A 15,325-nucleotide genomic window follows, 5' to 3' on the forward strand; every position below is an offset into this window, starting at 1 on the left:
TCGTTGCCTTGGAGGGCTTTAGCGCTCCTGTTTTAGGGTCAAAGCATGCCTACAAGGGGTATTTGAGTTGTCTGTCTGCCGTTTCGCTTGACGCTGCTATAGGTATGCAGCCGTACCAATACGGGGTAATGTGGATTGTGCCGGTGGACGAGGGATTCTAGTTTGCGGGGAATCGATAATGCCTGTAAGGGGTGTTGATAGTCTTTAATTTTTTACGGGGAGGTGGTTGCGTGAAGTATGAGGGCGGTTGTCATTGTGGTGCGGTGAAATTTGAAGTAGAAGCCGATGAGCATTTAGCGTGTGTAAAGTGCAATTGTAGTATTTGCGCTATGACAGGCTTTCTTCATCTCATTGTGCCGCGTTCTAAATTTACCCTACTGAGCGATAAGGCGAACCTTACGGTTTACCGTTTTAACACGGGCGTAGCCAAACATTCGTTTTGTAGTACGTGTGGAATTAAATCGTTTTACACGCCTCGCTCGAACCCAGAGGGGGTCGATGTCAATATACGTTGCTTAACACCAACGCCATTGAGCTTAAATGTGAGTGCGTTTGATGGCCAACGTTGGGAGGAAAACGCGCATAGCTTGGCTCATTTGAGCCAAGAGTAAATAGCGGTGAGCGCGGGCTTGCGCTATGCGGGCTGTACTGAACCCTCGACTGGTTGGGCGGCGTTACCGATGAGAGCGTTGAGTTCGGGAATACAGGAGCCACAGTTGGTGCCGCATTTTAATTTTTCGCCCAATTTTTCGGTGGTGTTATGCCCCGCGTTAATGGCCTCGGTAATCGTCTTTTCACCCATCTGATAACAAGAACAGATTATTTTGCCTGCGTCCTCTAGCCCATTATTGGGGCGACCAGCCAAAATGGCAAAGCGATTGCCGCTATCGCAAAGTTGCCCTAATTGGTTTTCTAGCCAGCTGTTTTCTTCTGCAATGGTATTCGAGGGGCTTATCGTTAGAGTAATGACAACGGCGTCTTCTACGTAGCCAACGGCCTTGTAATGTTGGTTGTGAGAGTCGAGTACTTCACTCCATTGTTCGATGTTGGGGAATTGTTCGCGTACCCAGCGTGGCCAATCAGTGACGGGGGTAGTGTCGGCTAAGCGGTATTTAAAACCTTGTTGCAGTAAAATTTTACTCCAGTAGCGCGATGGTGGCGTCACGGCGGTTGTCGTTAACATAAAACCCTGCCAAGCAGGTTGAAACGCTTTAGCCGTTACCGGCGTGTGTTTGAATTCCGGTTGTCCACACAGGGGGTCGGTAATAGCATTAACGAGTGCATCGGCGCGGCTGCTGGAGGCAACATTGTCATTCCAATGTATGGGCACAAAAATTTCGCCCAGTCGTACCGAATCAGTGACATTAACCCGTCCAAAATAATGCGCGTTTCGGTTGCTCAGTTCGGCAAGGTCGCCGGGTTTTATTCCCAGCAACGTTGCATTTTGCGGGTGCATATCGATATAGGGTTCGTCGGTGTGGCTGACAAGCTTTGACGACGAGCCGGTTCGGCCCATGGTATGCCATTGATCACGGATGCGGCCAGTGTTCATCATTAGATCGCCGTTGCGCGGTACAGCTTTGGGGAACTGGGCGGTGACGGCGACTAACTGCGCACGTCTGTTGGCGGTGTAGTAGTGGCCATCGCGAAAAAGGCGTTTATTCGACGTGGTTGGGTTGTTTGAAACGGGCCAATAGGTGGGTTTTAAATTGAAGTAGTCGTGGTCATCAAGGTTAGCAAGTGCAGAAATATCAAAACAGCGCGTACCGTTATTACGATAACCTGACAATGCCGCGTGTTCGCGAAATATTTCAGCGGGTGATTGATAATTAAAGCCTTCGTTAAACCCCATCGCCTGTGCGAATTCTGCGAGTATTTGCCAGTCATGCTTAGCTTCGCCCGGCGCGGTTAGAAACCCTTTTTGCAGTGAAATACAGCGTTCAGAATTGGTAACGGTACCGGTTTTTTCGCCCCACGTTGTTGCGGGAAAAACAATGTCCGCTTCTTTTGCCGTATCGGTGTTGCCAATGCAATCGCTGACAATAACCGTTTCACAGCGTCTTAGGGCTTCGCGTACAAAGTTTGCGTCTGGCATTGTGACGACAGGGTTTGTTGCCATAATCCAAATGGCTTTAATTTTCCCTTCGTGTACCGCCTTAAACATATCGACCGCTTTTAAACCTTCGGTTTTGGCTAAGTTGGGGGCTTGCCAAAAATCTTCAACAATTTTATGGGCGGTGTTATCTCCCATATTCATATGTGCGGCCAATTGAGTGGCGAGACCGCCGACTTCTCGTCCGCCCATGGCATTGGGTTGTCCCGTTATTGAAAAAGGCGCTGCACCTTCCCGGCCTATTTTTCCGGTCGCAAGGTGGCAATTTATAATGGCGTTGCCTTTATCTACGCCAGAGGATGATTGATTGATGCCTTGCGAAAAAACGGTCACGGCCGTGTTGCTATTGGCGAAAAGTGAATACACCGAAACGATGGACTTTTCGTCAGTGTCACACATTATTGCGGCTTGTGCGGTATTACTCACTTGTGATTGTGCGGCGGATAACGTTTGCTCGAAGTTGTCGCAATATTTTTCAATATACTGCGTATCAAGCTTTTTTTCGGTGGCCAAATAACTGAGAAGGCCGTTAAAGAAAAAGGCGTCTGAACCGGGGCGAATAGGTAAGTGAATATCGGCGATATCGCACGTGGGTGTTTTGCGTGGATCTAACACCACGACTTTAAGTGTTGGCCGGGATTTTTTTGCTTTTACAATGCGTTGATATACGACGGGGTGTGTGTAGGCCATATTGGACCCTACTAACAGTATGACATCTGTTTTTTCTAAATCTTCGTAGCAGCCGGGTACTATGTCTTCCCCAAAAGCGCGTTTATGGGCGACGACAGCAGACGCCATACACAGGCGCGAATTGGTGTCGACATTGCCGCTGCCAATAAAACCTTTCATTAATTTATTGGCAATATAGTAATCTTCTGTTAACAACTGGCCAGACAAATAAAAGGCAACAGAGTCTGGCCCGTAGGTGTTAATGGTGTCTTTAAATTTTTGAGCGCCGAGCGCAATGGCTTCTTCCCATGAGGACGGGGCGCCACTGACCATGGGCTGTAATAGCCTATCTGAAAAGTCCTGTGTTTCGTGTAGTGCCGAGCCCTTTACACATAACTTTCCTTTGTTTGCGGGGTGTGCACTATTACCTTTAACGCCGATAATTTTATTGTGTCCAACGGTGGCGGTTACGCCACAGCCTACACCGCAATAACAGCAGGTGGTGTTCACGTCTTTAACAGAGGTGTTGGATGCAATGAGATTCGCGTGATTCATAAGTGTTTATTATCTGCTTTTGTCGTCGATGGTGGTTTAGGCCGCTTGAATATCGGCATGGTCGCGTGACGGTTTTGGGGTGTTATTCATCGATAGGGGTGTGACATATAATTGCCCGAATATAAGGTGAGGTAAGTGATGGCTTATCGGCTCGCGCAATTGCATTAAATCAAAATAATATTGGCCATCGCGTGTATCACCAAACAATACAATACCCACAATAGCATTGTTTTCGATAATGAGCTTACGATAGACATTGTTGGCGGGGTCTTGCATGATAATGTCGTGCTGATGCGGTTGTGTTGTCACCTCACCAGCGGAATAGAGCTGCACACCAGACACTTTTAATTTGGTTGCTACAGGCTGTAACGTAAACGGCGTAAACACGTTGTTTACGAGACGGTCTGCGAGCGATACGCATTGGCGCCAAATGGGTTCCACAAGGCCAAAGGTTTCTCTGTTAAATTCACAGCATTCGCCCAGAGCACTCACATCGGTTAACGATGTGCGCATATAAGTGTCCACCACAATTGCGCGTTGCGTCTCAATTGGCGTGTTCTCGGTTACGAGAATGTTGGGGGTAATACCGGTCGCAATAATGGCTAAATCACACGGTAGTTCTTCGCCGTTTTTAAGTGTTACATGGCTTACTTTTTTATCGCCGTGGAACGCCTCAATTTCAGTGTTAAGCTTGAATTCGATATTACTATTTTCCATTACATTGCGTAACAAGCCTCCTGCAGTTGTATCGAGTTGGCGATTTAATAGCCCTGCAGAGCGGTGCACAAGCGTTACGCGAACATCTTGTTGTGCTAACCCATAGGCGGCTTCTAGGCCGAGTAATCCACCACCCACCACAATGGCGTGCTTGGCGTTGCGGCTCGCTTTTTTAATGGTGTTTACATCGTTGAGTGTTCTGAAGGTAAAAATATTATTCAGATGTTGGTTGGTGGCAGGAATGTTACTCGGTATTGAGCCCGTAGCAATCACGAGCTGATCGTAACTGAGTTGTTCGCCCGTCGATAAAGTTACGGTTTTGTCGGCGCTATTAAAGGTGAGTACTCGTCCTCCTGCAACGAAGGTTATGGCGTTGTCTTGATACCATTGGGCGTTTTTTTGAATGATGCTGTGTTGGGTATGTTCGCCTGCCAATACCGGTGACAGCATAATGCGATTGTAGCTTCCTTGAGGTTCGTCCCCCACAACCGTTATGGCGTAGCGTGCGGCGTTGCGCTTCATAATCTCGTCTATTAGCCGTCCTGCGGCCATACCGTTGCCGATAATGAGTAGTTTTGGTGGGGTGTTACTAGCAGTGGTCACAGAGTAATGTCTCATCCCGAATGAAAGTTAATGGTCGCAATTACGTGCCTGCTATATCTTGGTGCGTCTCGTGTGCTGACGTTTTCGTTTGTGTGGACGAAACCGTGTCATCTACAAGGATTTGCGCCAAAATGGTGCAGCCAAGCGCGTAATATCGCTTCTTTAGTGAGTAGAGCAAAAGGCGGGCCACTATAAGTTGGAGAGAGGTTTTTAAACGGTGTACTGAGAGAGGGCACGTGGTGCCCCCCGTTTAGAAAGCGATGCGGGCTATTGCGGCGTTGTCATCCACCTGAAAGTTAAATTGCCACCCTTGTTTGTCGGTGATTTTTTTAACCAGCGTTAAGCCAAGGCCAAAACTACCGGTAATTAACGCTTCGGCGGCATCTTGTTGTCTGGAAGAGTCGTAGCTATAACAATGATTGCTATTGGTAATACTCAGTTGGTTGGCTGCGGTGGCTTCTATCGTTATTGTGCCGCTGCAGCTGTGTTGGAAGGCGTTGCGAATGAGGTTGTCGAGCACGATATGTACAAGTGCTGTTTCAATGTCTTGTGTTTCGAGTGTTTCGAGGCGGATGATGAGTTCGATAGTTTTACCATCGTTCAAGCTTTTGTTTTCGTGAATGATTTCATTAATCAGCTCGGCTAGGTCAGTTTTTTGTGTGGTGGGAGCTGAGTAGTTTTCGATGGCGAGCCACAAAATAGCTTCTGTTACCGATTTCATTGTATCGCCAGCGCGTCTTATGCGTTGAAGGACACGGTCGATATCGTGATCGCCTATTTTGCGTTTGTATTCCAGTACATCCATAGCATTGCGAATAATGGCGATGGGGGTACGTAGTTCATGGCTGGCGTTACGTAAAAATTGGCGTTCACGTTCGTTATAATTGTGGATGCGCTCTAGAGCACCGTAGAGGCTGGCGGCCATTTGGCCTATTTCGTCGGCTTCTATATCGTCGGGTAAATCTTTTGGTGGGCTGGACTGGTCTAGGCTGTCTATCCAGCGAGAAAGGCTTGTCATGGGAGTGAGAGAACGCGTTATCGTGGTTTTGAATACGAGCAGCATCACAATGACCAGTATACCGCCCACAATCGCAAGCAATTTAAATTTGTACCACACTTTCTGTGCAATTTCGTCGGAGACGGTGATGTTATAGAAAACGAATAATCGTTCCTCTCTATCGGGTAGGGAGGCGATTAGAAGGTGGTAATGCGATTCTGTACCGGGGTTCTTTTTAAAGCGGTAAATTAAGCCTTCTTTTGAGGCGGGCCAATCCTGCCAATCACGATTGGGGTAACGGCTAAGAATGTCGGGTGGTAACGTGTGTTCACCAATAAAGCCGCGCAGTGAGCGCGTGCTGGGTAAGGGTGCATTTTTATCTTTCGCGTAAGCGAGTTTGTATAAGTGTGCTTCTTGCCAAACGATACCGTGGGTTGCATCTTGCAAACCCCAGTCGTAAAGCATTGCGAGCATGGTGGTGTAAAAGGAGACCAATAGAATCGAAAAAATAAGTACAATTTTTCCAATTCGTGTGCGTAATGAGTAGTGACGGTTAATGGGTGTCACGCAGTGCAACTCCAACCCCTCGTAAGGTATGTATTAGTGGAAATTCAAACGGTTTATCAACGAGCTTTCGCAAGGTATAAAGGTGCGACTTAAGGGCTTCCGAGTCGGGCGGGCTGTCTTTCCATAAGACATTTTCTAATTCGAAACGGGATAAAACGCGTGGTGATGCCTGTATAAGTGCGACTAGAAGTTTCCAGCATGCGGGGGAAAGGTCGATGGGTTTTCCTGCGCGAGTGGCTTGATGATTGTCGAGGTTTACGTCTAAATCGGCCACTTTAAGGCTAGAGCCGCTGGTGGTTTTTCGTTTGGTAATGGCCCGTAAACGCGCTTCTAACTCGGGTAAATCAAACGGCTTTACAAGATAGTCGTCGGCGCCTGCGTCGAAGCCTGCGAGTTTGTCGTCAAGCGTATCGCGGGCGGTTAGCATAATAATAGGGGCGTTATTTCCGTGTTCGCGCAATGTTTTACAAAGGCTTAAGCCGTCTAGCCCTGGCATCATAATATCCAGAATCATGGCGTCGTAGTTATTGTCGCGACAGAGTTCCAGTGCGTGATCACCTCGCTCTGCATAGTCACAGTCAAACTCTTGTAATTCTAAATAGTCGAGCACACTGCCCGCTAAGTCTCTATTGTCTTCAACTAATAGCACTATCATGGTTTTGTCCCTCCAATGGACCAGTATACACGCCGAGTGCCGCAGGTTTTTGACCTGAGGTTGACCGGCGATTTGATGAGGGGTGGCGGAACCGGTGGGTCAGTGATTCCAAGGCATGCGCGCAATAAGAAAGGCTAGCCCGCAACGGTTCGTTATGCCAGCAAAGGTGAGCCCAGCACCAACGAATGCCGCAATATAGAAAAAATTAGGGTGCATGTTCATGCCGAGAATAACCCCACATAGAATAGCTAAACCGGCGGTTATGCGTACTTGTCTCTCCAGCGAAATAGTCGTTTTTGCACCTTTGTTAACGTGGCCACCTGCGGCTTTAATGGCGTTTAGGCCGCCGTCTATAATTACCCATTTCAACGGCGCCAGTACGCCAAGTTGACGCACGGCTGCGTCGGCGCGCATTCCGCTTTGGCACAATAAAAACACACGTTTATCGTCCAATTGCTCGACCGAAATTTTGTCGTTAACCGCAGTGGTGCTCAGGCACTGAAAGGGAATCTGAATACAGTGGTCGATATTTTCGTGCTGTATTTCGGCGGGGCTACGCAAATCAACAATGGTGAGTTCTGCGGAGGGTGCAGAACGCAGAGCGTTAAAGTCTGTCGCACTAATTCGAGTGGTTGTCATGGGGGCTCGTTACATATTGTGTCGTTGAGGGTGAATGGGCACTACGGTTAATTCGCTTAGGGCTCATCAGGGCAGTAGATGGATTTAAGTGTGCCAATAATGCGTATAGCGTGGTCACCAGAGAGCCGGTAATACACGGTTTGGCTTTCTTTTCGGGTTGTGACAAGGCCTGCTTCACGTAACCGGGCGAGGTGCTGAGAGAGAGCCGATTGACTGAGTGGCACGAGCTTATTCAACTCGCCTACAGAGAGTTCTTTTTCGCCGAGAGAGCAGCACACCATTAAGCGATTTTCATTGCCGAGTTCTTTTAGAAGGGTGGCAGCGTCTTTTGCGTGTTGGCTTAAAGCTTCGAGTGGGGTCAACGGTGTGTCCTCATGGGTTGCTCACCGAGTACAGGGTGAAGCCTAGGCGAGTACTGAGATAGTCCAATAGATTTTATATTAGACACCTCTAAAGAAGCAAGAAGCAAGGTGTTTTGAGGGGAGTAGGTAGAGTAGGGTGGGGTTGCAGGAGAGGCATTGGCCAAGAAACGATTGTGGCCAATGCCGTAAGGTTTAGCGTTTGAAAAAAGCGACCATTTGATCCATTAGGTGGGCTTGTTCTGCCATGGCTTCGCTTGTAGCAGACGCTTGTTCAACGAGCGCTGCGTTTTGTTGTGTCATTTGATCCATTTGCCCCACAGCGGTATTAACCTGCTCGATTCCGGTGGTTTGTTCGCGAGCACTGGTAAGTAGTTGCTCCATCATTGTGCCAACGTGTTCAATTTCTAGCACGATGGTTTGCAGGGTTTTACCGGAAGTTTCGACAAGATTAGAGCCCTCTGTAACTTTGCTGACCGAATCCTGAATTAATCCCTTAATTTCCTTTGCGGCACCGGCAGAACGCTGCGCGAGATTGCGAACTTCTCCTGCAACTACGGCAAATCCTCGACCTTGTTCGCCTGCACGGGCGGCTTCAACGGCCGCGTTGAGGGCGAGTAAATTGGTTTGAAAGGCAATTTCGTCTATAACACCAATAATATTGGCGATTTTGGTGCTGGAGTCGGATATTTCGGCCATGGCTTGAGACGTTGCCTGTACAGACTGGTTGCCTTCTCGCGCGATATTGATGGAGCGGTTGGCGAGTTCGCTGGCTTTACTGGCATTTTCCTCGCTTTGTTTAACGATGGTTATCATCTCTTCCATGCTAGAGGCTGTCTCTTCTAGCGACGAGGCTTGTTGTTCTGTCCGTTGGCTGAGGTCTGTATTGCCAACGGTAATTTCGGTAGAGCCGCGTGCAATGTTGGCCGAGGCATTAGAGATTCGCTCAATCACCTCTCGGAGTTTATTAACGGTGATATTGGCGTCTTCTTTTAATTTAGCGAACTCACCTTCATAGTTTCGATCGATCGTTTGTGAAAGGTCGCCATTGGCAAGTGATGAGAAAATACGAATAATGTCGTCTAGTGCGACATTGGTTGTCATCATCACTCGGTTTAATCCTTCGCTAATATTACGGAAAAATCCTACTTTTCCTTCCATGCTAATAGTTTTACTAAAATCGCCAGCTGCCGCCGCATTAATAATGCCGTTGACTTCATGCTCAATGGCCACTTCATTGGTGCGATCGAGCCACTCTACAACGGTACCTATGCGCTCGCCATTATGGTTGTTAATGGGGTTGGCGGTTAAGGAAAAGGAGCGTTCTCCAGCTTGAACGTTACTGCTGTAGGTTGTTGTGAGGCGAGACAATATGGCGCGTTGATGGGACGGGTCTTTATGAAAGACATCCATATTTTCGCCCATAAGTTTGTTCGCATTAAAACGCCCTAAATGTGCTTTTAACTCCGGTTCAGCATTTTTCATCATGGCAGTGAGCGAGCCGTTAGTGTAAATAATATTGTAGTCTGCATCGGCAATCATTGTGCTGGTTGAAGAGCTATCCAGTGCCTGGCGAATGCGGGCATTCTCGTCGGCAATTCGTCGTTCTTCTTTTTGGCGAGACAACTCCTGTGTAATATTTTCCCATTCCACAACGGCGCCTAGGAATGTGTTGTTGTTATCTCTAATGGGGGTTGCAGAAAGGTTGAAATCTAATGCACCTATAGAGAGGTTGGTTTTAAAGTTTTCTTTTAACCCTGCTAGTAAGCTGCGCTGATGAGAGGGGTTTTGGTGAAAGATATCAATATTCGCGCCCATTAATGCGTGTGGGTTAAACGAGGATATTGCCGTTTTTATATCCGCTTCGGCATCCAGCATAAGTTCAGAAACAGACTTATTCATATAGACAATGTTGAAGTCTGCATCGGCAATCATTACGCCTGTAGCTGATACATCTAATGCTTGTTTTATAATTAAAGTTTCGGTTGCTTGAGCTTCCGCTTTTTTAGCGGAGTGCTCCGCCGATTCGGCATTTTCGTTGGCAATTTTTTGTTGTTTTAATTGCTCGTCGTTAGCGACTTTAACCTGTTGCGTGGCGGCATTTACGCCGTGAGTAAGAGTGCCTAGTTGGCCCGGATAATGTTCGCCAACCGATTCGCTATAATTGCCCTTGCCTAGTTCTTCTAAAACAATATTGGTACCTGTAATGGAGGAGGATAAATTTGACAGAAGCGAGTTAAAGGCGCGGCTAGTATCGCCAATTTCATCTTGAAAATCATTTTTTATCACAAGCTGAAAATTGCCTTCTCGCTCGACACGCTGAATAGTTTTTCCAAGTAAAAGAATAGGAGAACTTACTAATTTACTGATGTAAAACGCAAAAGCCGCAATGATCACAGCCCCTAGTAATGCGATTATGGCCATTGTCCATTTAAGTGCAGTTACACCGAAAAAAGCTTCGCTTACGTCTATTTCGGCAATAGATACCCAGCTGAAATCACCGAAATCTATGCGGCTATAAGAGGACAGAACCGCGTTGTTGTTGTAATCACGAATGATGCGCTCGGCAGATTCTCCCTGCAAGGCTCTTTCGACGGCCTCGGTACGAACAGAGCCTTCTTTTGGGTGTCGGAATGATGCCACCACGGAGCGGTTTTTAAGATCGAGGTAGGCGTCTGAGCGCATTAAGTAGTCTTGCCCAACGAGATAGCTCTCGCCGGATTTCCCCATGCCCGATCGTTCGCCCATGATGGTGTTAATGGGTTCAAGCGGCATTTGAAAAATGAGCACTGAAGTGAGTTTATCGTTGTAGTAAATGGGGGTAGCGATAAAGCTGGCGGGGGCTTCGTAGGAGGGCGTGTACGAAGCAAAATCTTTCAGTATGCTTTTGCCTTCGGGTAATGCTAGGGCTTCGCGAAAGCTGTCGCCAAAATTGGTTGCAGCATAGGGACCGTCTAAAAGAGATGTTCCAAAGTCTAATTCTTTGAATACGGAATACACAATACTGCCTGTCTCGGCGTCTACAATAAATAAATCGTAGAACCCAAATTCTTTAATAAAGTTTCTGAAATTGTCGTGGTACTTTCGGTGCACTCGGTGGTAAACACTGCGGCCAGTGGCGCCATCATATAGGTGTTTTTCACCAAGTGGGTGTGGGTTTTCGGTAATATAGCGTGCTTGAGCAACAATTGCTGTGTCCGAGAGGTTGGCGATTAATGCATTGGTGTCTATGGCGGCACCATCATTGTCGGCGCTGTATTTTTGTGCGAATTCCTGCGCGTAGTACTGCGATATATTTTGCTTAAATACAGAAAGTTCTTCTTCTCCATAGTTTTCCGAATTAATGATTCGATTGAACGAGCGCGAAAATGCGCCTGCGGCGTTCGACACCATAGGTGTTTTAGCCATGATAACTATTTGACTATGCACTTGTTCGAAGTACCGTTCGATGGCAGAAGATTTAATTTCTCGGACTGACTTTAATTGATCAAACGCTTGTTGTTCGAGCTGCTGGGTGGCAACCGTTGAAGCAATAAAAGACACTAAAATCATGGGTACAAGGCCAACCAAAAGCAGCACAGAAATTAATTTTTGCGCAAGCGTAAGATTCATAAACCAGGTTTTCATCCTAACATCCTTTCTGGAAATATACGGAGAGGGGTTGTTAAACAGGACGGCCGGAAATCGGCCAAGTTTTTCAGATATACTCATATCTTTTTAAAAGCATAGAGGAATATTTCTGATTAGTTATACCTATCCGTTATAGTCGACGCTTTGGCGCTTTACTTGTGTGTTTTAAAACGCAATTTAAGGTTAGAGCGCCACACAGTGGTTGGCGGTCTATCGATAGCGTTGAGGTAAAGGATCGATGTCGGAGGTTATAGGGAAGGGATAGGGGTTCTGTTAAGTAAGACGTATTTTGATGAGGTTGGCAGGTCGGTAATGGCGATACCTACAAAATAAATTCCTAGATTCAAGGTGAGTGAGTGTAGACTCTTCACGCTTGAAGTACGGTTAACATGACATAATTTGGCACTTAAAATATCGTTATTACAGTGGAGCACATGAGATGAGTCAATCAACGGTTCGGTGGGGTATTTTGAGTACGGCGAAAATTGCGCGAGAAAAGCTTATTCCGGCCATTCACGCGTCTGAGCACAATACGGTGGTTGCCGTAGGGTCCCGATCACAAGAGCAGGCGCAAGCATTTGCGTCTGAACTCGATATTGAGCACGCTTTTGGTGAATACCAACAGTTATTAGAGTGCCCAGATATTGATATTGTGTATAACCCTTTGCCTAACCATTTACATGTACCGTGGACCATTAAGGCCATTGAAGCGGGTAAACATGTACTGTGTGAGAAGCCCATTGGGTTGGACGTAGCCGATACGCAAAAATTGTTAGCCGTAGCGCAAGCGCATCCGAACGTAAAAGTGATGGAAGCGTTTATGTACCGGTTTCACCCGCAGTGGGCACGTGCAAAAGCGTTGTTGGATGAGGGCCGCATTGGCAAAATTAATAGTATTGAGGCGGTGTTTACGTACTTTAATCGGGACGCTGATAATGTGCGTAATAAGCCTGGTATTGGTGGCGGAGGCTTATTGGATATTGGCTGCTACTGTATATCGGCAACGCGCTATTTATTGGGCCGAGAACCGCAGCGTGTTATGGGAAGCTTGTCGATAGATGCTGACTTTGATGTGGATTGCCATGCTCACGGCTTACTGGATTACGGGGACGTGCGCGCGAGTATTTATTGTTCAACGCAAAGTGAGCCTACACAACGTGTTTATGTTTCGGGTGAAAAAGGTAGTTTGTTTTTAGATTTACCGTTTTATCAGCCGGATAACGGTATGGCGACAATCACGTTATCTCATGACCGCAATGCAACGGTCATTGAAACCGAAGCCTGTGACCATTACGTCAAACAAATTGATGCGTTGGCGGCCTCGATTGTGAACAATATACCCGTGCCCACGCCGTTACAGGACGCTTTATGCAATATGCGTGTTATTGATGGCGTATTTGCGAGCCACGAACAAGGCCGTTGGATAACGTTATAACGCTTAATGGCAGGCGAGCGAAGAGAGGTTTTGCGGGATTTACTACAAAAAAGCGCTGAAATATCAGCGCTTTTTTGTTGGAGAACTATTTACCTGTTCTTCGGCGAATAACCGGTAAACTAAGGAGTAGGAGTAAGTTGGCCCAATAGAGGCTACCGCCACCACTATCGTTGTCAGTGTTTGTGGGTGGTGGGTCAGAAGGCGTGTCGTTTGCGTCAATGAGTGTGTTTTCAATAGGGGTTAACGTACTGGCCGTGTCGGGAGAGGCGTCGAGCACCATAATATTGCGTACAAACACAATATTATCTTCGTTTACCGCTTGGTACTCGGTATCGTTACTTTGCAAGTAATATTGCTCGAACTGCTCCTGAGTGTAATCCATGAGAGGCAAATGCGTGAAGCTAGAGCCTAGATCAAACGTAGGTAATGCCACTATGGCGTCAACAATCGACATTCCTTGCCCCGTGACTTCACCGAAGACGGTAAAGCCGCCGTTCGTTACATCAAGGTTGGCGCTGTTGTTACTGAGGTTAATAAACCATTGGCTGGTCGCACTGTTGGGGTCGCTGGCTACTTTTGCCATTGCAATGGTACCGCGCCTATTGGAGTATACGGGCTCATTTATAACAGGATCGTTGGTGGCAATGTATTCAGGTGGCCCCTGCTCAACAAATGTTAAGCCTCCACCTTGAAGTACAAAAGTAGCCACGGAACGATGGATCATGGTGTCTGTGTAGGCACCGGTGTTGACGTAACGTAAAAAATTGGCCACGGTTTGAGGTGTTGCGTTGTCATACAAATTAACTTCGAAATCACCCAAAGATGTTTGAAACTGTACTGTTGTAGCGTGGGCGGCAGACATCATAATACTGCTAGCGCTTAAGCACACAGCTATCCAGCGTCCTATCATAGGGAAGGAGGAGGGTTTAAGCATAAGGGACCTTATTTCTCATTTGAGTGGCACATGAAACTTCTGTGCCACCTTACCTCAATCATACTAACCGGGCGAGCGTATAGCCTCACCCAATCGTAATCTTTTGTAATGTACCGGTTCTCGTTTTACGGCTGCGATGGGGCTATTCGATAGCCCTTCAACCCGTAATAGCCTATGTAGAGATAACATAACACGGGCAACAGAAACGATACTTGTAATCCGATGCTGTCAGCCAGAAGCCCTTGCAGGGGCGGCACAATAGCGCCTCCTACTATAGCAACACACAAAATACCCGAGCCCTGACTGGTTGCGGGGCCTAGCTTGTTAATCGCGAGGCTAAAGATGACAGGGAACATGATGGCGTTGAACAGCCCAATAGCAAGCACAGACCACACGGCAATGTAGCCACTGCTAAGCGACGCAGTGATTAGCAAGACGGTAGCGCTGGCTGCTGCAATACTTAAGAGTTTTTGGGGCGGGAACTTTAACATTAAGGCTACGCCCACAAAGCGCCCTACCATGGCGGCACCCCAGTAAAACGAGATCATTGAGCCGGCTTGACGCTTCGGCATATTGGCCACATTAGGGTCTCCGAGAAAGTCGACAATAAAACTTCCTATCGAGACTTCTGCACCGACGTATAAAAATATGCCCAAAGCGCCTAAAACGAGGTGGCGGTGCTGCCATGCGGTTTTTGCGGTGTGGCCTTGATCGGCTTCGGCGTCGACGATAACAGGCAGGTTTTTCAATAAGGCGAAAACAACGGCGAGCCCTATAAGCGATGCAGCGAGTATTAAGTAGGGGAGTTGCACAGCCTCGGCTTCGTGCTGGCGATGAGCATCCAGCTCAACGGCGGACAGCGCGCTAATATCAACGGTTGCGGCAGAAAAAATTAGCACAGCGCCAAAGATAGGGCCTAGGGTGGTACCGAGTGAGTTGAATGCTTGTGTGAAGGTTAAGCGAAGCGATGCACCTTCAGGGTTGCCAAGCCGTGTAACAAAGGGGTTGGCGGCTACTTGCAGTACCGTAATACCGGCGGCGAGCACAAATAGAGCGGTAAGAAATAAACCATAAACGCGTTGAGTACCGGCAGGGTAAAACAGTAAGCAGCCAATACCGGCAATGAGCAAGCCTAATACCACACCTTTTTTGTACCCGATATGTTTTATTAAACTGCCCGCTGGGTAAGAGACCACACCATAGGCACCGAAGAACGCAAATTGCACGGCAGAGGCTTGGAAGTGCGTTAGGTCAAATACCGCTTTTAGATGCGGTATTAGAATATCGTTTAAAACCGTAATAAAGCCCCACATAAAAAATAGTATTGTGAGGATAGCTAAAGGTACGATTGAGTGTTGAGTGTTGGGTGGCCCGTTATTGAGTGAAGAGCCTGATAGGTTGGAGCTGGGTATTGAAGCCATAATGTATCCATTATTATTGTTTTATGAAGGT

The 15,325-nt window shown here is 47.4% G+C and carries 11 protein-coding genes; 2 read left to right on the forward strand and 9 right to left on the reverse strand.

Annotated elements, in window-relative coordinates; all coding sequences use genetic code 11:
• Window positions 1-230: 230 nt before the first annotated feature.
• On the forward strand, window positions 231-611 hold the full coding sequence (locus H5647_RS10415; RefSeq protein WP_045858394.1) for a GFA family protein: 381 nt from the start codon (window positions 231-233) through the stop codon (window positions 609-611).
• Between the two features lie 23 nt (window positions 612-634).
• Here the strand turns inward: H5647_RS10415 and H5647_RS10420 are convergent, their stop codons facing one another.
• The 7 genes from H5647_RS10420 to H5647_RS10450 all read right to left on the reverse strand — a co-directional run bounded on the left by H5647_RS10420 (window position 635) and on the right by H5647_RS10450 (window position 11,501).
• Complete coding sequence (locus H5647_RS10420; RefSeq protein ID WP_045858395.1) at window positions 635-3,337, reverse strand: nitrate reductase; 2,703 nt, start codon at window positions 3,335-3,337, stop codon at window positions 635-637.
• Between the two features lie 36 nt (window positions 3,338-3,373).
• Window positions 3,374-4,657: an NAD(P)/FAD-dependent oxidoreductase gene (locus H5647_RS10425; protein WP_162926355.1), complete on the reverse strand. Its 1,284-nt coding sequence runs from the start codon at window positions 4,655-4,657 to the stop codon at window positions 3,374-3,376.
• Window positions 4,658-4,907: 250 nt separating this feature from the next.
• Window positions 4,908-6,221, reverse strand: coding sequence for a sensor histidine kinase (locus tag H5647_RS10430; protein WP_045858400.1), 1,314 nt, complete (start codon window positions 6,219-6,221; stop codon window positions 4,908-4,910).
• Window positions 6,208-6,876, reverse strand: coding sequence for a response regulator transcription factor (locus tag H5647_RS10435; RefSeq protein ID WP_045858402.1), 669 nt, complete (start codon window positions 6,874-6,876; stop codon window positions 6,208-6,210). Before H5647_RS10435 ends, H5647_RS10430 begins: the two co-directional genes overlap by 14 nt.
• A 99-nt stretch (window positions 6,877-6,975) precedes the next feature.
• On the reverse strand, window positions 6,976-7,515 hold the full coding sequence (locus H5647_RS10440; RefSeq protein WP_045858405.1) for a rhodanese-like domain-containing protein: 540 nt from the start codon (window positions 7,513-7,515) through the stop codon (window positions 6,976-6,978).
• Window positions 7,516-7,571: 56 nt separating this feature from the next.
• Complete coding sequence (locus tag H5647_RS10445; protein WP_045858406.1) at window positions 7,572-7,877, reverse strand: ArsR/SmtB family transcription factor; 306 nt, start codon at window positions 7,875-7,877, stop codon at window positions 7,572-7,574.
• 192 nt (window positions 7,878-8,069) lie between these two features.
• Complete coding sequence (locus tag H5647_RS10450; protein WP_045858408.1) at window positions 8,070-11,501, reverse strand: methyl-accepting chemotaxis protein; 3,432 nt, start codon at window positions 11,499-11,501, stop codon at window positions 8,070-8,072.
• Between the two features lie 442 nt (window positions 11,502-11,943).
• Here H5647_RS10450 and H5647_RS10455 point away from each other — a divergent pair, with 442 nt between their 5' ends.
• A complete protein-coding gene (locus H5647_RS10455) occupies window positions 11,944-12,939 on the forward strand; it encodes a Gfo/Idh/MocA family protein (protein WP_045858410.1) in 996 nt (331 codons plus the stop codon).
• Between the two features lie 85 nt (window positions 12,940-13,024).
• Here the strand turns inward: H5647_RS10455 and H5647_RS10460 are convergent, their stop codons facing one another.
• Together H5647_RS10460 and H5647_RS10465 are read right to left on the reverse strand one after the other, a co-directional pair.
• Window positions 13,025-13,873, reverse strand: a complete 849-nt coding sequence (locus H5647_RS10460) for a peptidylprolyl isomerase (protein ID WP_236074865.1) — start codon at window positions 13,871-13,873, stop codon at window positions 13,025-13,027.
• Window positions 13,874-13,998: 125 nt separating this feature from the next.
• On the reverse strand, window positions 13,999-15,294 hold the full coding sequence (locus H5647_RS10465) for a sugar MFS transporter (RefSeq protein ID WP_045858413.1): 1,296 nt from the start codon (window positions 15,292-15,294) through the stop codon (window positions 13,999-14,001).
• Between the last annotated feature and the right edge of the window lie 31 nt (window positions 15,295-15,325).

Source organism: Teredinibacter purpureus (assembly GCF_014217335.1).
Classification (GTDB): domain Bacteria; phylum Pseudomonadota; class Gammaproteobacteria; order Pseudomonadales; family Cellvibrionaceae; genus Teredinibacter; species Teredinibacter purpureus.

Coding starts and splice junctions, on each gene's coding strand:
- H5647_RS10420 (WP_045858395.1), bottom strand. CDS start 3,337: ATGAATCACGCGAATCTCATTGCATCCAACACCTCTGTTAAAGACGTG.
- H5647_RS10435 (WP_045858402.1), bottom strand. CDS start 6,876: ATGATAGTGCTATTAGTTGAAGACAATAGAGACTTAGCGGGCAGTGTG.
- H5647_RS10440 (WP_045858405.1), bottom strand. CDS start 7,515: ATGACAACCACTCGAATTAGTGCGACAGACTTTAACGCTCTGCGTTCT.
- H5647_RS10450 (WP_045858408.1), bottom strand. CDS start 11,501: ATGAAAACCTGGTTTATGAATCTTACGCTTGCGCAAAAATTAATTTCT.
- H5647_RS10455 (WP_045858410.1), top strand. CDS start 11,944: ATGAGTCAATCAACGGTTCGGTGGGGTATTTTGAGTACGGCGAAAATT.
- H5647_RS10460 (WP_236074865.1), bottom strand. CDS start 13,873: ATGCTTAAACCCTCCTCCTTCCCTATGATAGGACGCTGGATAGCTGTG.
- H5647_RS10465 (WP_045858413.1), bottom strand. CDS start 15,294: ATGGCTTCAATACCCAGCTCCAACCTATCAGGCTCTTCACTCAATAAC.